Origin of the sequence: Paenibacillus sp. P13VS, from assembly GCF_015143645.1 — a bacterium.
Lineage (GTDB): Bacteria > Bacillota > Bacilli > Paenibacillales > Paenibacillaceae > Paenibacillus > Paenibacillus xylanilyticus_A.
The window spans coordinates 144975-165696 of sequence record NZ_WYEV01000005.1; the positions used below are offsets into that span (position 1 = coordinate 144975).

The window sequence follows — 20722 nt, forward strand, 5'->3', positions numbered from 1 at the left end:
CTTTTGCCGTTTCCTTTACAGTCAAAAAGACCCGCCCCTTTAGCACAAGGGACAGGTCCTTCCAATAATGCATAAATGGACTTGGATAAATTAGCTCAAGTTTTTAGGGAATACTTTGGTGCTTTTCTTGAGCAGTTCAACAGCAATTTTACCCGCTTCTGCACGAGTCAAATTACCTTTTGGATTGAAATTGTACTGTGGCTTCTTCTGGCCCGGAACCGTTACAGCGGCTCCTTCCATAATTTTGGCTTTAGATACAGCCACAATGGACGGTCCTGCATACGTTTCAATGCGTCCAGAATCTAGGAATGACTTCGCTAATGTAGCTTGCAGCTTACTATCATTGTTAGCAAGCTTCAATTTTAATGCGCGAGCAATCATTACTGCAGCCTGTTCACGTGTAAGCGGCTGATCCGGTCCGAATACTCCATCAGTAAGTCCAGTGACGATACCTGCTCTTGCCGCTGTTTCAATATGGTCGTAATCCCATGTCGCTGAACGTGCACCCGGCACCAGATCTGCGAAGGTTCGGTTGCTGTCAGAATTAATCGGAAGACTGAGCCCCTTAACCAACAAAGTAGCAAACTCACCACGTGTTGTTTGATCATCTGTTCCGAATTGTTCAAATCTCAGATTGTTCATGAACCCTTTGGAATAGAGCCCATTCAGGATATTACGTGCCCAGTTATGATTCGTAATATCATTGTAACCACGGTTCAATTTCATTACTTTGTAATATCCAAACTCATCAAACGGAACAGTTACTGTATGGCTCTTCGTATCTACTTCCCCACCAATGTTTTCCCACTGGCGCTTGTCTGTGTACCGGTACACTGTGATTGTCGAACCTGCTTCGTCGACCACATTAGGATCAAACGATAGCGTCAACTCACCACGGTTAGATGGTGTAATTTTACGTTCAACCGGTGTCTGAGGATTACCAAACAATCCTTCCAATGAATACGGAGCTAAACCATTCGTAGGCGCTTTGTATGTTGCTGAACCTGCGTCACCACTCTCACCCAACCCACCATTAATCCAGTAAATTTCTGAGATTAATCCAAAGTTTCTGGAGGCGGTGGTTGAGCCAAAATTAAGAGTGTACTCGTCCGGAATACTCCAAGAAGGCGCACCACTGTCTTCACCCGTCCCTGGGAATCCAATAATATTACCATAGTCATTGCGTCGCTCTACAATACCTGTCACTGAATCAGCAATACCAAACAATAACTTGGTATCCGGATAGTACTTTGTGATCCCTCTAGGGGTCGTACTCTGCATTACAGTTCCTTTGGGAAATGTCAGTTGCAGTCCTTTGTTAAACACAGTGTATTTGTTAGCCACCTTAGGTGCCATATATTGAGCATCCACACCAACAGTTCCCGTGTAAAATACATCTATGGTATCGGTGTTGCTTGCACCTGTACGGTTAATAGTAATTTTGATTTTGTTTGACTTGTCCTGTTTTAATCCTACATAGTCGTAGACAAAACGGTTTGGCCCCAGATCCGTGCGTTTGACAGCTGGCTCTTTACCAATGAGTACAGATGTTGCACCTTCGGCTTCAATGTCAAAATGTACAAAGTTTTTATTGACGACTATTTGATCACCCACCGTTGGCTGCGGAGCAAGAATACGATATGCACTTACTTCTCGCACAATTTCTAATTTTCGGGATGTTTTAGCTCCCAGTTCGTTTACTAGTTCTAAGGTGTATACGTATGTTCCTGGTGAATCTGAAGTCAGATCCTGAATTCGCATCATGAAGTCTTTTTGGTCCCCCGCAAACTCGTAAGTGTATCTGGTATCCGCAAAAGTTACTACAGGATTACCCACTGCAGTTGCCGGAATATCTACTGAAAGTATATTTTTCGTCCCCATGTTCAGGTTCAGCTTCGCGGCCCCGCTACCACGCAGAACGAGGTCATACTCCTTCAAGGAAGTTGTATACTTATTATCATTAAAAATAAATTCAGGTGTAAGATTGAAAATGTTTTTTACAACTTCACTCTCTCCACTATATACTTTTGGAGGGAATGTTGGACGGTCTTTTCCCACTGCAGGTTGAAAATTCACAACCGTCGACACGTTGTTGTCAACCACATATATCCGAAGTTCTTTTCTAACTTCACGGGCCTGTCCTGTATCGTCCTTTCCTGTACCCGTAAAGATAATTCGGTTTTCACCGTAGACCAGCGGTCCTTTATCAAGTGATATTGGAAGACTGAATTCAAATTCACCTGTATCTGTATCTAACCAGTCTGGAGTTTTGTTCTCTGCTGGTTCTGTCGAATACTCCTTAGCACCGTTCACTAGTACTTCAGCAACAAAATAGTCGCTTTTCAACGTATCGAAATCAATATATTGTCCTTTTACCAGCATGCTTTTTGATGCCGAGGAGTCTACATTGTATGTCTGTCCATCTGTCAGATTCTCAACATAGATGTAGTTCTTGGACGCATAAGAAATAGTTGCATCCATATATGCTGTGGATTTTTCATAATTGAAACGTACAGTCTGATTCCCGTTCTTCAATCCCTCAATTTTGTATACATATTGAAGTTTTTTCGTAGTTACGTCAGTAGGTACTGTATAAATGTATTTAACAGTTATTGAGCTAGTACCCAAAGGCAAATAGTTTGCCAATAATTTTTCCAAATCTGCTGGTGTACTATTAGTTTCGACTAGGATATAAAAATCTCCTGAATCCACTTTGGCATTGTTCAAAGGTTCTCCTGAAGGAACGTTTGCTTTATTATCTTCAGAATATCCTTTAAGATATTTCAGATTCGTAATTACCGTCTGACCTTCCATATATTGAAAGTCCATCGGTTTGCTTATTGTTTTCGTACCATAACTTACAGAAAGTGTATGATTTTGATCAATATCTACAACATTATTGGTCTTGGTAAAAGGCACTGCATCAATGTCAAATGACGCAAGCCAGTAAGAAGGGGTATTATCCTTCAAACTTGGAATAAACAGCTCTGTCACGTTGGACGGTGTTATCGTTTTGTCGTCTACTGCAATAACCGCACCATCTTTAAAACTTTTCTTGGTAACTTCATCATTTGGAACCAACATTTGTACGTGTACTTTGGCAGATTCCGCTTTCTCAGTAAATACGGGTTCTTTACCAAGCAAGCTTTGTGCATTATTTAGAGAGTCCAAAATATCAAGTTTAACAATGGGATTTTTCTCATCATAAAAATAAAGGGAATAATTAAATGTGAGTTTATCCGATCCATTCTCCACAATGAGTTTAAGATCATTCACGCCCGGATTCATTAAAAGCTGAGGTGAAAAGAAGCTACCATTTTGTAGTAAAGAGGTTCCTTCAACATTTCCTCCATTCACTTGAATAGTTACCTTCGTTGCGTTAACTGCCGTACCTTCGAGTGTGATCTCATCTTTGTTAATTACAATCTGAGTCCCCTCGTTCAATTCAAGGTTATCAGATCCACCTAGAACTTGAAGTCTCTCAACATAAGGCACTTTGTCGAATAGAACATAGAAAGTTTCGGATCGTTCATTCTGCCCTTGTGCTCCCGTGAAAGTAATCTGGTTCATCCCCGGATACAAGGTTACATTTGCCTTAAAACGATTATCAGGCTGATCCGGATCAATCGTCACTACAGCTGGAGCAACTCGAGCCGGATCCTTAATCCACTTTTTTTCAGTTTGATCATAATTCACCAACTGAATATTGGCTCCCAATGTTGATCCTGTAACTTTGGTGAATGTTCCTGTAATCAGTTGCTCCGCACTGGTTACTTTATATACTTTTTCTCTCGTGACCTGATTCGTACCTTCTAGGGTAAGATCAACCGTATTTCTAAGATCAGATACGTCCGGAGTAAAATAACTAGTCTGTTTGTCCGCCGCCGATGCGACTGGTGTCAAGCCTGCCGGTATCAACGATACGACCAGTGCCACCATCATAAGCCAAATCATCGGCTTCTTCGTACGCTGCATGCAATCATCTCTCCTCTTTTTAAGTCAGTTACCTCTTATATCGGTGCATAGGTTCCAATTATTTAGTAAAAACAGCAAAATAAACAAAAAAACCTTATCCACATTGGATAAGGTTTGGGGCTGGATAATATTCAAGAATTGCAGTAAACGAGCGTATCTATTTAGGATTTCGAGCGAGTCTCCGGATTAATTTTGACGCGCATGCGCATCAGGAAATTAATAACCGGTCGTCTGGTTTTACTTACAAGTCCAATGACTTCTGCACCAACCTGCAGGAAGAACATCATGATACAGATCACGACAAACGTTACCCAGTTGGCTTCGAACATGGCTGCTGATGATTGAATGATCGCTAGAACACCGAAGAATGCGGCAATGCCGTAGATGATCAGCACTGTCTGACGGTGGCTGAATCCAAGTTCACGCAGGCAGTGATGCAGGTGACCTTTGTCCGGTGAGAAAATCGGCTTCCGTTGTACAGCACGACGGATGATCGCGAAGAAGGTATCCGAGAGTGGTACACCGATAATGATCAGCGGCGTAATGAAGGACACGACTGCAATTTGTTTAAACCCGAGCATGGATAGCATCGCCAGAGAGAAACCAAGGAATAATGATCCCGTATCTCCCATGAAGATCTTGGCCGGGTGGAAGTTGAAGAACAAGAACCCGATAATGCTTCCCAGCAACACAAGGCACATCAAGGCGATCATCGTATTACCCATCAAGAAGGACATCACGGCAATCGTACCAATTGCAATACCGGATACACCGGCAGCAAGACCATCCAGACCGTCAATCAGGTTAATCGCATTCGTTACACCAACAATCCACAGAATCGTCAGCGGAATAGATACCCAAGCTTCCAGTGAGGAATACGAATCCTGAAAAGGAATGTTAACGAAATCCACTCGGATATTAAATCCGAATACGACTACAGCAGCAGCAACGAGCTGCCCAAGCAGCTTTACTTTGGCTGACAGTTCGAAGCGGTCATCCAGTGCGCCAATCAGAACGATAATGGATCCACCGATCAGAAAGGCACTGACAAAGCTCATATCTCTTGTTGTAAACCATGCAGATACAAATGGAAGAAGTGCAGCTACTGTAATTATAAAAGCAAGAAAGATTCCCAATCCACCGAGACGTGGCATGATCCGAGTGTGCACTTTACGCGCATTCGGTGTGTCCATTGCACCTATTCTAACCGCGAACTTTTTGACAAGCGGTGTCAGGGCAAGAGCCAGTCCCATCGACACGATAAATCCAATGATAAAGATCGCTACCATTTGAACATTCGACCCCCAATTATAATACCCATACGAAATTATAAATCCCCTGATCTCTTTTTTATATATAAAGAAATATTGTTAGCCATATTTAATGAATACACTTGCACTACAACGGAGAAGTCAGAAATAACCTGTAGAAGCGCAGCGTTCGCCTTTATCACCGGATTTTATCCATTGAGATGGATATCAAAAAAATCTGGGGATAAGAGCGATCGAAAGGTTGTTCTGACGTCGGAGTGACACGGTGCAAATAAAAGTTTGATTCATTCTTGGCACACATGTAATCCGGAATGAATTATACGCTGATCACACGCGAAACGCCAACCTCAATTTTTAGCAAAAACGTGCATTTTTCTCGTAATAGCCTGTATTTAACGGGCTTTAGTCACGTTTTCTTTGTCCTGGATCACTTTAATCGCGAATTTTGGAAGCGCAAGCATGCGACCTGCACGACTCGGTTCGCGGAGCAGTCGGTAGAACCACTCCAGTCTTAGCTTCTGGAACAGTTTTGGGGCACGTTTACTTTTGCCGGAAATGACATCAAAACTGCCGCCAACGCCCATGGTTACGGGAACCTGAAGCGCCTCCTTATACTTGTGAATCCAGGGCTCCTGCGTATCTGCGCCGCGTGCCACAAACAGCAGATCAGGTGCAGCTTCGCGTATGGAAGCCACCACTTCTTCGTCCTCAGCCGGGCCAAAATAACCGTCGCGATAGCCTACAATACGGATCGCCGGATATTGCTGTTGTAACCGAACTGCCGTTTCTTGAATCACCTCAGGGGTGGAACCGAGCAAATACACACCCCAGCGATAGTTTTCTCCAACCCGCAGCAATTCATGTAAAAGCTCAAATCCGGGTACTCGCTCCGCTACAGGATCCCCACAATAATTGGCAGCCCACACAACACCTGTACCATCCGGTACAATCAATTCAGCAGACTGCATCACTTGCATCATGGACGGATTCTCCAGTGCTGCCATCACCATGATCGGGTTCGCTGTAATGACCTGATGCGGCTTCTTCGACAACACGGCTTCCCGGAGAGTCTCCACCGTTTCTTTCATTGTCAGTTTGGAAAAAGGAATGCCATAGATCGAAACGGTAGGTATTGGTCCGGTCTGATTCATCTTTATCTCACCCTTTGCGGCCTAAATAGTTAATAATTTGCTGTGCAGGCACTCTGGCCTCCTGCTTCAGTTCGGTAATGCGATCTTCGTTTTCCTTCAACCACTGTGAACGTTGATCCAGAAGAGAGGCTACGCTCTTCGCCAGCTTGTCCCCATCGAGTGCAGTCGTGCTTCCTACGGGGTCACTATCCAGACGAAGCATGAACTGATCGATTTTGGGATCATATGAGATAGCCACAGGTGGCACATACTGCGATGCGGCATAGATCAAACTGTGCAGACGCATGCCAATAACAACATCACACTTGCTGACTTCCTCCAGCATGAGCTGTGGATCAGTCAGATTCGGAGTTATGCTGATCTCACTGCCTTTACTGGTGACGTCTCCGAGCATCTCCATAATAAAACGGGAGGCCTGTTCGTCTTTCGGCAAATGAAATGGCATAAAACGCAGATGCACTGCTTTTTTGGCACATAGCTTTTTCAGTCCCGAGGCAATCGCCGTCAGTTCCTTCCGATCAGACTCCCAGAAACGTACGGAAACACCGATGACCGGAAGCTTCGTATGTCCCGCAGATGAAACATCGCTCAATTGATCCGGCACAGTCCCCGTCGTAACATCCTTTTCTCTGCTACCCGCAGGCAAAGGCAATCCCATAACCGGGTCTGGCACCACATGAATCTGATTCCACTGCAGCCCAAGTCCGCGCAGATAATCAGCGGATTGTTCATCCCTCACCGATATATACTTACAACCCTTGAATACAGATCGGATCATTGGATTAAAGAATTTACGATTAACGGGCCCGATTCCCTGAGCATAAATAAACGTAGGTTTTTTCAGCCACTGGGCCAGCTTGATTACACCCAAATAGTAGGGAATGGATTTCAGTCCGGTCGCATCCTGCAGCAAACTCCCGCCGCCGCTGATCAATCCGTCACTTTCCTTGATCGCTTCGCGAACTTCCTTCAATTTCATACGATGAACGGAACGAACCCCATACATGGCGGTTGTCGACTCCGGATCGATGGAGAGCACGATCGGCTCAATGTTGACGCCAGATCTGTGACTCTCCTCTTCCAGTGCAGTCAGAATCGACTTAAGTACCGCTTCGTCTCCGCTATTGCGGAATCCGTAATATCCCGAGATGACTAACTTTTGAGAAGTGGTGACCATTTTTTCCAACATCCTTCCGCTACTTGCCACACACCCACAGCAATGATACCGAAGATTAAGCCGATTCCGAGTCCCATCACTCCGCGAATGAGAGATAATACAGCCGGTGTATGGATATGCGCAAACGTATCCACCATGGACAACTGTCCAATTGCTGCAATAATGAGTACAAAGATGACTTGACGATATTTTAAAGCGGCGAACACGCCAACGATAAACAGCGGGTGTCCCAGCACAAATTCTTTGAACCTTGGTCGTACGCCAAATGTATCTTCCAGCGTTGTACGCAGGAACATCTCAAATGGGGTTACTGAACCCGAGTTCCCTGTACGTGTCAAATAATAATATCCAGCTGCGGCTGCAACAACCGCCAGAACAACCATCAGTACATTAACCGGTGTACGCAGAATTCCTTTGAGCTGCTTAATGGAAATCGTACCCGATCCACGATAAAACAAGATATAAATAGCTACCAGTCCCATTGGAGCAAAGTGCAGCAGGCTCACGCCCCTGAACTGGTTAATGACCAAACTATACGTAATACTGTTGAGCAATGCGATCATAAACGGCACGGCAAGGAACGACAGAATGGACGTTCTTACATATAAGATCAACGTTTGTGCCAATCGACGACCCGCAGATGCATTCGGTTGACGCTGCTGCTGATAATTCACAGTTCTCACCGCAAGCACCATCGCGATGGTTGGTGCGGAGATCGCAACGAGCAAGGCAATCCCCTGCTCAAGCAAGGTCGGTTTCAGGAGGAACAAGCCCGCACTTCCAACCAAACCTAATACAAACACAAGCAAGGTCAATAGTGGTACGAAGTATGACACCATCAAGGTAATCATGGCAATTGCACCAACTAGCGCAACCAGCTTGGCATAACGCTGAATTGAAGATTCTTTTACTGTAAATGCCTCAGCCTGTCCAAGCTCGAATCCGCGCTTCTCCATGCGTTCAATGGCATGCCCTGGCTCACCCAGACTGTTAATCAGGTTCTCAATCGGATCCGTAATCATGGCTTTGGCCGTGTTCCGGCTAGGCCCTGCATTCAAATAGAGCATGCGGATGTTACGGTCTTTGGTAGCGAGCACAAAACGGTCCGCAATCACGTCTACATCCAGGTTAGCATCTCCCTCACTTAACGAATACAAACGAGCAACGTTGTAGTCCGTTTTGTAGGCAAGGGCTTCAAATCCGGATTGAGGTTTCTTCAGATTTTCAATCGCTGCAAGTCCAATGTCATGTTTGTTCAACAATTGTGCGAACTGATCGAGACTCTTCATCTCTGCATTATCATTGTACCCTTTCACTGCATCGCCATCAAACAGGATGCGTTTCACGCCATTCTCTTCGAAGAAGGTCAGCAGGCGCTCCATGGATTCCTGGCTGTATGGCACGCTATCCGCGATCCTTGGCAAAATGTAAAAGCCTTTATCACGCAGCATTTGGATGGCAACCGGATCCGGCTGCATCGGCTGCATGTTGGCATTCTCCGGAGGAGTCTGCAAAATCAAGCCGCTACGACCTTCAAATTCCCATGGTACCACCGGAATCTGACGATCCGCGAACGTTTGTTCAATGATGGGTGTATAGGTTTGGGCATTTTCTTCGGATGTGAACAACACATACGTGAAGTTCTCGTTAGGAGAAACCACGTTCTGCGTCAGGTTAGCAACATCCTGCCCGTTATATACTGTCAGTTTCCGTGACTTTCTAAGCTCATCCAGCGTACTTTCGAATACGGCCATCGTTGTGACGCCGGCATCTTTCAGACGAGTCAATTGCTCATTCATAAAATCCTGGGGATGGGCTTGATAAGCCGATATATCCAACAAACCTCTATAATTGAATACAAGCTCCACCTTTTTGGCGGACGATTCCGTCTGTACCCGATCACTGATGACAGGGATGGAAGCGATCAGTCCTATAATGACAACAAGCCACAGCCACTTCCGGGAAGCGGTATTCCAATAAAGCCATTTTTGACGCACTACATGTACCTCCTCAAGTGTTGGAACCAAATCCACGTTCAGCTCAAGTAATTCATTCAAATAATTAACGGGTATATACACAGCTTGTGTCAACAAGCCTTCGAATATCCGATCAATCTGCTTCTGACTCTGTAAAAATCACACCTAAAAGAAAAGCCCCTCCGCCAACCAACCTTACGGTGCGGAGAGGCTTTTAACCATTCGTGCTTCGTACAACAATCGTACTTATTGTGCGTCTACTCGCGACATTACCGTGGAAGCCAAACGTTCAATGCGGCCTTCCGCATCTTCCAGGCTCTCACCACGTACTGCGAAGTACACTTTGATCTTCGGCTCTGTACCGGAAGGACGCAGGCAGAACCATGATCCATCTGCTAAAATGAACTTCAGGACATTTTCCTTTGGCAAGCCATCCAGACCAAGAGAGTAATCGAGCACATCTTGTACTGCGATACCCGCTACTTCTTGTGGCGGATTGGAACGCCAATCCGTCATTTTCGCCTGGATTTGCGCTACGCCATCCTTGCCTTTCAACGTACGGGACTCCAGCTTCTCCAGGAAATACCCGAACTGGCTATAGAGCTCCTGCAGCACATCGTACAGTGTTTTACCTTGGTTTTTGTAATATGCAGCAGCTTCTGCAATGAGCATCGAAGCCAGGATGGCGTCTTTGTCACGGGCATAGCTGCCTGCCAGATAGCCATAACTCTCTTCATATCCGAACAAGAAGGTATGACTACCGGTTGCTTCGAACTGGTTCATTTTTTCACCGATATATTTGAAGCCTGTCAGGGTGTTCATCACTTCTGCACCGTAGTGCTCCGCAATGACTGCTCCCATCTCACTCGTTACAATCGTTTTGACGACTGCGCTGTTGCTTGGAAGCTTACCTGTCTCTTGCAGACGGCTCAGCACATAGTGCACCATGATCGCACCGGATTGGTTACCAGACAGTACGAAATACTTGCCATCATTGTCTTTCACAACTGCACCCATGCGGTCTGCATCCGGGTCCGTACCAATCAGAATGTCAGCACCTACGGATTCACCCAGTTTCATGGCAAGCGTGAAGGCTTCGCGTTCTTCCGGGTTAGGGGACTTCACGGTGGAGAATTCAGCATCTGGCTGTTCCTGTTCTGCCACAACATGTACCTGCTCAAAACCGATCTGCTCCAGCACACGACGAACCGGGATGTTTCCTGTGCCGTGCAGTGGCGTAAAGACGATTTTGAAGTCTCGGCCTACGCCTGATTGAATCAGGTCACGACTCAGACTCACGCTGGCAACTGTATCAACAAATGCCTGATCTTCCTCTTCACCCAGCCATACCAGCAGGCCTTGCGCTTCAGCTTCTTCTTGGGTCAGCTTTTTCACATCAGCAAGGGAAGGAACTTCCTGAATGTATTGGATGACTTTCTCTGCTTCGTGCGGTACCAGTTGGCCACCTTCGTGGTTGTACACTTTGTATCCGTTATACTCCGGTGGGTTATGACTTGCCGTTACCACAATACCGCCCGTCGCTTGCAAGTGACGCACACTGAATGACAGCTGCGGCGTAGGGCGCAGGGATGTGAACAGCTTGGCCACAATGCCGTTTCCGGCAAGAACCAACGCAGCATCCAGCGTAAATTCAGGCGAGTAGTGACGGGAGTCATGGGCAATAACCACAGAAGGTCTGCCCTCCTTGTCCCCATGCTGTTCGAGCAGATAACGTGCAAAACCTTGAGTCGCCCGACCAACAGTGTACTTGTTCATCCGGTTGCTTCCGGCGCCAATGACCCCGCGCAATCCACCTGTACCAAACTCCAGATTTCGATAGAAACGATCCTCCAGCTCTTTCGGCTGATCCTGCAAATCACGAAGCTCCTGTTTCGTCGCTTCATCAATCGAAGCATCCTCCAACCACTGCTGTAACGTCTGTGCTGCTGTTCCGCTTAACTGTTCCATTCCTATAAACCCCTTCCGTCTATATAAATTCAATGGTTTGCTGAGCTGCTTCAGCATTTTGCATCAATCCGTTATATACACACTCTGACTGATGCAAATGCTCATGGTTGTAATCAGCTTGGGTCAGACAGTGCAAACATGATTTCGCCTTCAGCGACGACTTTGTCTTCCACACGGGCTGTCGCTTTGCCTTTACCAATCGAACCCTTCAGACGTGTAATTTCCACTTCCAGCATCAACGTATCTCCGGGCACAACTTGTCCACGGAATCGGAAATTATCCAGTCCCGCCAAAAAGCCGATTTTGCCTTTATTGCTCTCCACGTTAAGAATCGCTGCTGCGCCTACTTGAGCCAGTGCTTCGGTGATCAACACCCCTGGCATTACCGGATATTCCGGGAAATGACCGATGAAGAACGGTTCGTTGATCGTTACATTTTTCAGACCAACGGCGCGTTTGCCATCCTCCATTTCTACAATCTTGTCCACCAGCAGAAACGGGGGACGGTGCGGGATAATGGCTTGAATCTGTTTGCTATCGAGCACAGTGTAATCTCCTCTCAAGGTCATTTATATGTTAATCATTCCCTACATAATTGCCTGTGTGCGCGGTGGCCGTTACGGTTACGGATCGTTCTTCCGATCGCTGTTGTCTCCAAATTTTCTCAATCCATTTTTTAAAGGTAAAAATTTGGAGACAAAGGCGAACGCTTCGCTTCTTCAGAATCGATTCCGTCCCCTCCACTACGTCGCTAAAACAAAACCATTATGCTAAATGCATTACATATAAATGTGGTTATTTTTTATTTGGTATGAAAAACGCATTTTCGGTTAACACTACTAATATCCTTCATGACTGCAGTAGTGAAGGTTGAGATAAGGGGTCTCTCTTCGCGATGACATTCGTCTTTCGCAGGGGAGGCCTCTTTTGACGTCAAACGTCATCCATCATTATACTGTTTTCAACGCGAAAAAGAAAACTCCTGCCTGCGCAGGAGTTTTCGCTATTTCACGATCATGAAGCGAACACCAGATCATATACATGTTTCCAGGTACTCCACTGGAACACGGAGCCAATATCCTGTTTGCCCAGTACCACATAACCAGCGACCATGCCGCCAGCGAGGGCAAGAACAAGCAAGACCGGGATCAGGAACCATCTGGCGACGCGCCATCCACTCTTTTTCTTCTTCTTGACTTCCTTCTCCTCCGGCTTGCTGTTCTGCTTCTGTGTATCTGTCATCGCATTCACCTTTATGCTCTTATAGTGTTGGCAAGACCTGCCATCGAATCACTTGATGTCAGTGCACGTGCTGCCAGCTGATAGGTCCGCTGTCCTTGCATCAATAGTGCCATCTCCTGTGTCAGATCCACGTTGGATTGCTCCAGAAAGCCCGCACGAATTGTAGCTACGGAATCACGTGTAGCCGCATTAGCGCCAAACACATCATCCTCGGTCAATCCGGCATCCAGACCAAACAGATTATCTGCGTATTGCACAAGTCCTTCCGGACGTTCGATGTCTACAAGCTGCAGCTGGGCTCCAATCGTTGCATTGGCTTCATTGCCGCGACGAATCAACAGATTACCTTTCTCATCGAAGGCCACTTTACTATTGTTCGGAGCCGTGATTCGGTTACCTTGACGATCCAGCGCGAAATAGCCTTCCCCATTAACCAACACCATCATCTGAGGTGCATTGGGGTTCGGGTTAGGTGTTGGATCAGGGACAAAATGGAATGCTCCCTGACGTGTCCACATTTTCTGACCATTCGCTTCAACGGCAAACATCGCGTTGCCTTCAATAGCCAAATCCGTTGGATTGCCTGTCTCATTCAGCGTCCCCTGAGACATATCCTTCGTCACGCTCGTCAAACGGGCACCAAATCCCAGATTATATCCCATTGGGGTGGAACGTCCATCGAGCTTATACTTGTCCGGTTGCTGCTGCACCCGGGTCAGTACATCCTCGAACGCCGCCTGCTTGCTTTTATAGCCTGCCGTATTCACGTTGGCAATATTATCGGAAATGACATCCAGACGTTGCTGTATCGCGGTCATCGAGACCTTCGCACTAATCATGGAATTATTCATTTAGTAATTCATCCTCTCTATTGCCGCGCGTTATACACGACCTACATCATTGACAGCTTTGTCCAAACTTCGATCATAGAACTGCACAACCTTCTGATTCGCTTCATACGCACGATAAGCGGCATTCATATCCACCGTAGCTTGAGAAGCATCCACATTCGATCCTTCCAGGTAGCCCTGACGGATCTGCACATTATCTCCCGCAGCCATCATTCGCGCTGTAGCACCTTCCTGGTCATACAGACTAAAATTACCGTCACCCTCACGAACCAGTTGGTTAGGCTGATCAATGACGCTGATTCCAAGCGTAACCCCCGTTGGTGCACCCGTGACCGCATCCACAAGACGGCCTTGCTCATCCACTTTAAATTGGTCCACTGAGCCTGTCAACACAACGGGCTGTCCATTATTATCCAAAACCTGCGCTCCCGTTGAGCTTAATAGTTCTCCCGTTCCGGTAACCTGGAAGTGACCATCACGTGTATATCTTGTATTACCTTCCGCATCCTGCACCGTAAAATACGCTTGAGGCTGGTAGATCACCGTGCCATCAGCTCGTACAAATTTGCCTGAACCGTCAAAAGCGACAGGTTGTCCCGTCTGCGGATCATTAACGGACAGATTGGACGAGATAGCAAAATCACTCTTTTGACCACTCTCCATAATCGCCCCCTGCAAATTCATGGACAAGCTCTCTTCCGCGAACACCCCTGTGTTCAGCCTGCCCAGCCGCTTCGTCGGAACATTGGCATCTCCACCGACCAACGTAATGAGCATTTCCGGGAATGAACGGCTTACGCTGTTCACCTGTTTATATCCCGTCGTGTTGGCATTAACAATATTTTGAGTCGCTGTGTCATGGCGGCGTTGCTGCGTAATCATTCCCGCGGTAGCGGTGTACAAACCTCTTAGCATGAATAAACCCCTCTCCTCAAGCGCTTGTCCTGCACTGCAGGATCAATGCTTGTCCATTCTAATGCCGAGCATAGGCGAACCTTTGATACTTATATCGGCAGATCAGAACTTTTTCTTAACCACTTGATCCAAATTATTGAGCATAATGCCTGTCCCTTTTACGACACAATGCATCGGATCCTCTGCAACCCATACCGGTACATGCAGTTCATTGGACAAAAGCTCGTCCAGACCATTAAGCAAAGCGCCTCCGCCTGTCAGCACGACACCCCGGTCAATAATATCCGCCGACAGCTCTGGGGGCGTCCGCTCCAATACCGATTTTGCTGCAACGATAATGGATTGCACGGAATCCCATAGCGCTTCCTGTACTTCACTTCCCGACACCGTTACCGTAACAGGCAAACCGGATACCATATCCCGTCCACGAATGTCCATCTCGGTTTGACGTCCAGCCGGGTTTACGGAACCAATCGCAATCTTCAGATCCTCGGCCGTGCGTTCACCGATCATGAGTTTGTACTTGGCTTTGATAAACTTGATAATCGCTTCGTCGAACTTGTCCCCTGCGACTTTAATAGAAGAGGCGGTGACTACGTCGCCCATAGACAGGACTGCAACGTCAGTCGTTCCGCCGCCGATATCCACGACCATATTGCCGCTCGGCTGAAAAATATCCATTCCTGCACCAATGGCTGCCGCTTTTGGCTCTTCTTCCAGAAATACTTCTTTGGCACCGCTGCGCTCCGCAGCCTCACGGATCGCCTTCTGCTCCACGGAAGTAATATTCGTCGGTGCACAGATCAGAATACGCGGGTGGCTGTACCAGCTTCTCGCCCCCACACGATTAATAAAATGTCTGAGCATCGCTTCCGTAATTTCGAAGTCCGCAATAACGCCGTCACGCAGCGGTCGGATGGCAACAATGTTACCCGGAGTACGCCCCACCATACGACGCGCTTCTTCCCCAACAGCAAGGACCCGCTTCGTATCGCTTTCAATGGTCACGACGGAAGGTTCATCGAGGACGACCCCACTTCCTTTCACGTGAATAAGCACGTTCGCCGTGCCAAGATCAATACCGATATCCTTGCTTAACATAAAAGAGCCCCCAAAGTGATATTATTTGGTCAGCGTATCCTGTGAAAAAGAGTCCCTTATCACGTCACCGCTCGTTCGACAAAGTGCAACATATATATGTAAAAATCGGGCTGATAAGATGTCATAATTCGATCCTGTACCAGCTTTTAACATATCATACTTCAGGGGAGGGATTCAATCCATGTGTGAGCTTTTTGGCCTACGTCTTTTCGCGATGGTTACGATTTAGCGGAAGCCAGAACTTCACGCTTTTTGCCGCTTGTTTTTTTGTATTTGATTTTCGTTGCTTCGCCGCCCCGCAAGTGGCGGATGGACTTGTGGTACTCCAGGATATGTTTCACCTGGTCAGCAAGATCAGGGTTGATTTCCGGCAGACGCTCCGTCAGGTCCTTATGCACCGTACTCTTTGACACGCCGAATTCTTTGGCAATGGTACGGACCGTATTCCTCGTCTCGACAATGCAGCGACCTATTTTTATGGTCCGTTCCTTGATGTAATCGTGCACGCTCCCGCCTCCCTACTGTGTGGATAGTTTGGTACATTATATGAGGAGCATGCCTATATATTCGCGGTTTAGAGGTGTGACAAGCTTCGGAGGTCCCAATAATTTCTGAAAAACACAAAAAAAGCAGAGGAGATTTCCCTCTGCCCTTTTCATTCTGCGTTAAAAATCATTTATTTTTCCGGAAGATATCCTTGCGGGTTAACGGGTTGACCGTCTTCGTATACTTCGAAGTGCAGGTGGTTGCCGAGCGTTTTTTCCAGTTCATTTACGCCAGCGGATGCAATTGCATCTCCCTGTTTCACTTCATCATCCTGTTTCACTTTGACGTCAGACAGGCTTTGGTATACGGTTTTGAGGTTATCACTGTGCGTGATTTCCACAACTTGACCCGTCAACGGATTTTGCTCCACCCGTGTCACTTTACCGCCGAGTGCTGCTTTTACTTCAAATGATTTGTTATCCCCACGCGCCAGGTCTACGCCTGTGTTTGGAATAAACGTATCGTTGTACTGCACCATTGCGGCTTCATGTTCTTCGGTAGAGCCTTCGTTCTCATAGAACGGTTTAACCACAGAGACTTCCGACGGACTTGCTACTGGCCAAGCAAAACTTTCCGACTGAGCGACAACTTCCACACTTTCTTCTCCACCAACTGCTGTTTCTTCTGTACCCGATGCTCCTGTTTCTACTACTCCACTAGCAGGATCGGAGTTCAGCGTTTTCTCGCCTGTACCCTGATAGACCCACACTAATGTTAGTATAATGCCTGCTGCTGCGATGTAGGCTGCCGGGAAGACCCAACGTTTGGACATTGCTCTTTTCCATGAAGAGGGCTGGCTGGCCGGTACTCCTTGAGTTGTTTTAGGAGTTTCTTCTTGGACTGTTTTTTTGTTTTGTTCATTCATCTTGATCACCTCAGTAACAAGTGTTACCGGGTGCAACTCTTTTATACACGGGCGACTCTAATTTTTTTCACGGAGGTTTCAGAGAGTGCTATACATTTCAAAATAAGTGATAGATACGTGCGCCGCTTCGGGGCCAGAAAACCTTTCGACCGCTGTTACTCCCAGATTTCTTCTACCACCTTCTTCAAAGGTGAAATCCGGGAGTAAAGGCGGACGCTTTGCTTCTACAGGTCTTTTCTGTCCCCTACGCTCTCCATACACTCTCACTTTCCGCATATATAGCCGAATCTCGAAAGCTCCAGAATGGGCGAGGGCTAGAGTGTTGATTGGGTTTAATATCCAATCTTATTGAAATATAGTGAACCTTTTTGAGATAGAGTTCTATGATGTTGGCACTCATGTGTGATGTCGTAGCATAGCATTTTAATTGGTTCAGATGAGGCGGGGTATGATTGAATGGCTCAATTATTAAATTGCTGATGTACAAATAATATTCATAACACTATTGTTTTGCCAGCATCTTCGATGCCTGTCCGAAGGAGATACCTGTATAGTAGTGTTTCAGGATCTGTGTCGCGGTGTGTCCCTCCTGCGCCATGCCATTCGCTCCCCACTGGCTCATACCCACGCCATGTCCGTATCCATAGGTCGTAATCTGAACCTCGTCACCCTCTGTCGTCCAGCTGAATTGACTGGATCTCAATCCAAGCAGCTTGCGCACCTCTGGTCCACTGAACGTTGAACCTGCGATCTGCATCTCCTTAATCCGGTGACCTTCTGTTGTAGACAGCACTTCCATCCATGAGCCACCTTCCTGGGCAGTGACCGGGATAGCACTGGCACTCAAATTCAGCTTCTGGAGAATTTCACTGCGCTGCATGGTGACGGTCTCCTTGAATCCCGGAGCTAACTTTTGGTCCCATGGACTTGCAACACTTTTCAAGTAGGGTACGACATTTCCCCATACATCCTCAGCGTTCTCCGTATAACCGTTACTTGTAGAAAAAAAGGACGCTGTAATCGCCTTACCCTGATATGTCATCACGGCGTCCCGGCTTTCGCGGATGGCCTGCTGTAACTTCTGCCATTCTTCCGCTTTCCCCAACCGTGTCCATTCCTTCTCCACCTGATCCGGCGGAATAAACACCTGATGACTGACCGTATCCGTTACATCTGCATCGCCTGAAGGTACACCGCTGGTATCGTGTGCTGCCAGCCTTCTGACGATAAAGGTACGTGCGGCAATGGCCTGTGCCTTCAGTGCCTCAAGCCTGAACTCGGCAGGCATCTCTGCAGCAACAACACCCGTCACGTACTCCTCAAGCGGAAGATTCATTGTTGTTCCCGTTGCCGACAGATACACTCTTACATTGGGTTCTGGGTATGTCACTGGCACAGCCGGGACTGGGACGGTGTTCGTTACACTGCCTGTTGATGGTGCAACAGGAATTGGCTTCACCGGATCACTTGCCCGGGGCCACACTAATATAGCAGGGATAAGGAGTGCCAGCGCCAGGAGCCCTGAAACAGCAGCAGCTGGTTGCCAGCGCCAGGATCCGCTTGACCACCTGCGTCCTCTTCCGAATGTCCTCATCCGGCGTCTCTTTACGGGACGGAACTGATCCAGTTCTATGACCGGTCCGCGGATTCCTCTTGACTCACGCTCAGACGGGTCTGATGCTCCTGTTGAGTTTGGATTGATTGTTCTTTTGGCCTCGGCAGCTGAACTTCTGGTACTCCTCGCCGCGAGCTTGTCTTTCTCCATTCCGGCATCCGAAGTCAGCTTGGACTCCTCCATCATTGGACGGGGGACAAGGGGCACCTTAACCTGTATACGAGCTTCTTTCATTTCGACATACCCTCCGTTGTACATAGGCCGTCATAGACCGGTCCTTTTGTTCAAATCCATAGTTTAGGGTATGAGCTGTTTCGATCTGATAGAACCTGATTTGAGAGAAAGACAGAGCTTTTGGTTCTTTTTAATGTTAGATTAACATTGCTCTGCTATAGTTGAAAAACCGCCGCTATACAGCCATTCTGGACTTGCTTACCCATGCACCGCATTCTCTATTGATGTTCTTTTATTCCATTGTATATATTCAAAACTTGGACCCACAGTTCTTCCATTAGGACCAGCTATTAATAGAATCAGGTACTGAATTATTGGCCATACTTTTAATAGTATCGTGTCAAAAAAGGGCATAAAAAAAAGCCAAGCCAGATGGCTTAGCTTTTTACTAAAAACATGATTTAAGCCCAAGTCGGTTGTACCTTGAACATCGGCACTTCTTCCTCAGCTTTTTCGGTTGCAGGCTTAGCTGCGTCCAGTTTCGGTTCTTCAACCGAAATACGGTAAATGTCGGCTCCCAGTCCATTCAGCTTTTCAGCCAAGTGAACGTAGCCACGGTCGATGTGATGAACACCGCCGACTTCAGTTGTGCCTTCAGCAACCAGACCCGCAATAATGAGTGCAGCACCCGCACGCAAATCGGTAGCTGTAACTTTGGCGCCCTTCAGTTTGGCATTACCTGTAATGATGGACGAACGGCCTTCCACTTTGATCTCCGCATTCATCAACTGGAATTCATCCACATGCATGAAGCGATTCTCAAACACCGTCTCTGTTACGACACTTGTTCCTTCTGATGCCAGCAAGAGCGCCATCATCTGGGACTGCATGTCAGTAGGAAATCCAGGGTATGGTAAAGTTTTCACATCTACTGCCTTGAGTGGACGGTCGGCAATGACACGTACCCCATTCTCATCTGGCAGGATGGTCACTCCCATCTCTTCCATCTTGGCAATAACCGAACCCAAATGATCGGAGATAGCACCTTCGATGTACACGTCGCCACCAGAAATTGCAGCAGCAGCCATGTAAGTACCCGCTTCTACCCGGTCAGGAATCACGGTGTGCTTCACTCCAGTGAGTTTCTCCACACCTTCGATACGAATAACTCCTGTACCCGCTCCACGGACTTTGGCACCCATTCCGTTAAGGAAGTTGGCCAGATCCACAATCTCAGGTTCTTTTGCTGCATTTTCCAGCACGGTTACACCGTCAGCCAGTGTTGCAGCCATCATAATATTTTGAGTAGCTCCGACAGAAGCTACATCCAGATAAATTTTTGCACCGCGCAACCGTCCTTGGCTGCGAGCTTCGATATAGCCTTGGCCCAAGCTGATCTCGGCACCCATGGCTTCAAAACCTTTCAAATGCTGATCAATCGGCCGTGTTCCGATGGCACATCCACCAGGAAGCGAAATTCTCGTATGACCCATACGCGTCAATAAAGGCCCCATGACCAGAAAAGACGCCCGCATTTTACTTACCCATTCATACGGGGCTTCACAGGAAGTAAGTTTTTCCGCATTCACAGTAATCACTTCGTCCCGGTATGTAACACCCGCTCCCAGCGATTCCAACACTTTGTTAATCGTCATCACATCGTCTAGAGGAGGTGCGTCAATAATAACGCTTTGTCCTTCTTCCCCTAGTAGAGAGGCAGCGATGATCGGAAGAACAGAATTTTTAGCGCCGCTAACTTTGACACTTCCGGTCAACCTTTTGCCACCGCGGACGATAAATTTGCTCATCATGGTTCCCTCCGCGCTTTTATTCCCTTTTCTTCATTCCGGAATACGTAAGCCCTCTGTGTTAGAAAGGACTGTTGCTGTGTGTGG

Annotated in this window: 15 protein-coding genes; all 15 read right to left on the minus strand. The window is 47.1% G+C overall.

Annotation, left to right across the window (positions count from 1 at the left end; all coding sequences use genetic code 11):
- Positions 1 to 90 precede the first annotated feature (90 nt).
- Complete coding sequence (locus GUA98_RS14435; RefSeq protein WP_193723525.1) at positions 91 to 3975, minus strand: S-layer homology domain-containing protein; 3885 nt, start codon at positions 3973 to 3975, stop codon at positions 91 to 93.
- A gap of 161 nt (positions 3976 to 4136) precedes the next feature.
- Entirely contained in the window at positions 4137 to 5264 is a 1128-nt protein-coding gene (locus GUA98_RS14440) for a glycosyltransferase family 4 protein (protein WP_193723526.1), read from the minus strand.
- Positions 5265 to 5638: 374 nt separating this feature from the next.
- Positions 5639 to 6397 (minus strand): WecB/TagA/CpsF family glycosyltransferase, encoded by a 759-nt coding sequence (locus GUA98_RS14445; RefSeq protein ID WP_095359951.1) that lies wholly within the window; start codon positions 6395 to 6397, stop codon positions 5639 to 5641.
- Positions 6398 to 6404: 7 nt separating this feature from the next.
- Positions 6405 to 7574, minus strand: coding sequence for a polysaccharide pyruvyl transferase CsaB (gene csaB / locus GUA98_RS14450; protein WP_193723527.1), 1170 nt, complete (start codon positions 7572 to 7574; stop codon positions 6405 to 6407).
- Positions 7550 to 9571 (minus strand): DUF5693 family protein, encoded by a 2022-nt coding sequence (locus GUA98_RS14455; protein WP_193723528.1) that lies wholly within the window; start codon positions 9569 to 9571, stop codon positions 7550 to 7552. Before GUA98_RS14455 ends, csaB begins: the two co-directional genes overlap by 25 nt.
- 225 nt (positions 9572 to 9796) lie before the next feature.
- Positions 9797 to 11518 carry a phospho-sugar mutase gene (locus GUA98_RS14460; protein WP_110758619.1) on the minus strand — a complete coding sequence of 574 codons (1722 nt, stop codon included), beginning with the start codon at positions 11516 to 11518 and terminating at the stop codon, positions 9797 to 9799.
- Positions 11519 to 11631: 113 nt separating this feature from the next.
- Positions 11632 to 12063: a 3-hydroxyacyl-ACP dehydratase FabZ gene (gene fabZ, locus GUA98_RS14465; protein ID WP_095291326.1), complete on the minus strand. Its 432-nt coding sequence runs from the start codon at positions 12061 to 12063 to the stop codon at positions 11632 to 11634.
- Between the two features lie 469 nt (positions 12064 to 12532).
- Positions 12533 to 12760, minus strand: coding sequence for a DNA-directed RNA polymerase subunit beta (locus tag GUA98_RS14470; RefSeq protein WP_193723529.1), 228 nt, complete (start codon positions 12758 to 12760; stop codon positions 12533 to 12535).
- Positions 12761 to 12771: 11 nt separating this feature from the next.
- A complete protein-coding gene (locus tag GUA98_RS14475; protein ID WP_153980158.1) occupies positions 12772 to 13611 on the minus strand; it encodes a flagellar hook-basal body protein in 840 nt (279 codons plus the stop codon).
- A 30-nt stretch (positions 13612 to 13641) separates the two neighbouring features.
- Entirely contained in the window at positions 13642 to 14526 is an 885-nt protein-coding gene (locus tag GUA98_RS14480) for a flagellar hook-basal body protein (RefSeq protein ID WP_193723530.1), read from the minus strand.
- 102 nt (positions 14527 to 14628) lie between these two features.
- Positions 14629 to 15627, minus strand: a complete 999-nt coding sequence (locus GUA98_RS14485; RefSeq protein WP_095291319.1) for a rod shape-determining protein — start codon at positions 15625 to 15627, stop codon at positions 14629 to 14631.
- A gap of 218 nt (positions 15628 to 15845) precedes the next feature.
- Complete coding sequence (gene spoIIID, locus GUA98_RS14490) at positions 15846 to 16133, minus strand: sporulation transcriptional regulator SpoIIID (protein ID WP_024632710.1); 288 nt, start codon at positions 16131 to 16133, stop codon at positions 15846 to 15848.
- 170 nt (positions 16134 to 16303) lie between these two features.
- A complete protein-coding gene (locus GUA98_RS14495) occupies positions 16304 to 17038 on the minus strand; it encodes a M23 family metallopeptidase (RefSeq protein WP_193723531.1) in 735 nt (244 codons plus the stop codon).
- A gap of 502 nt (positions 17039 to 17540) precedes the next feature.
- Positions 17541 to 18887, minus strand: coding sequence for a stage II sporulation protein D (gene spoIID / locus GUA98_RS14500; RefSeq protein ID WP_193723532.1), 1347 nt, complete (start codon positions 18885 to 18887; stop codon positions 17541 to 17543).
- Positions 18888 to 19288: 401 nt separating this feature from the next.
- On the minus strand, positions 19289 to 20635 hold the full coding sequence (gene murA / locus GUA98_RS14505) for a UDP-N-acetylglucosamine 1-carboxyvinyltransferase (protein ID WP_095359959.1): 1347 nt from the start codon (positions 20633 to 20635) through the stop codon (positions 19289 to 19291).
- Positions 20636 to 20722 lie beyond the last annotated feature (87 nt).

Excerpts from the sequence above, each read along its gene's own strand:
- GUA98_RS14495 (WP_193723531.1), bottom strand. The coding sequence starts at position 17,038 with ATGAATGAACAAAACAAAAAAACAGTCCAAGAAGAAACTCCTAAAACA.
- murA (WP_095359959.1), bottom strand. The coding sequence starts at position 20,635 with ATGAGCAAATTTATCGTCCGCGGTGGCAAAAGGTTGACCGGAAGTGTC.
- GUA98_RS14470 (WP_193723529.1), bottom strand. The coding sequence starts at position 12,760 with ATGACAGATACACAGAAGCAGAACAGCAAGCCGGAGGAGAAGGAAGTC.
- GUA98_RS14480 (WP_193723530.1), bottom strand. The coding sequence starts at position 14,526 with ATGCTAAGAGGTTTGTACACCGCTACCGCGGGAATGATTACGCAGCAA.
- GUA98_RS14475 (WP_153980158.1), bottom strand. The coding sequence starts at position 13,611 with ATGAATAATTCCATGATTAGTGCGAAGGTCTCGATGACCGCGATACAG.
- spoIID (WP_193723532.1), bottom strand. The coding sequence starts at position 18,887 with ATGAAAGAAGCTCGTATACAGGTTAAGGTGCCCCTTGTCCCCCGTCCA.
- csaB (WP_193723527.1), bottom strand. The coding sequence starts at position 7,574 with ATGGTCACCACTTCTCAAAAGTTAGTCATCTCGGGATATTACGGATTC.
- GUA98_RS14445 (WP_095359951.1), bottom strand. The coding sequence starts at position 6,397 with ATGAATCAGACCGGACCAATACCTACCGTTTCGATCTATGGCATTCCT.
- GUA98_RS14485 (WP_095291319.1), bottom strand. The coding sequence starts at position 15,627 with ATGTTAAGCAAGGATATCGGTATTGATCTTGGCACGGCGAACGTGCTT.
- GUA98_RS14440 (WP_193723526.1), bottom strand. The coding sequence starts at position 5,264 with ATGGTAGCGATCTTTATCATTGGATTTATCGTGTCGATGGGACTGGCT.
- GUA98_RS14460 (WP_110758619.1), bottom strand. The coding sequence starts at position 11,518 with ATGGAACAGTTAAGCGGAACAGCAGCACAGACGTTACAGCAGTGGTTG.
- GUA98_RS14435 (WP_193723525.1), bottom strand. The coding sequence starts at position 3,975 with ATGCAGCGTACGAAGAAGCCGATGATTTGGCTTATGATGGTGGCACTG.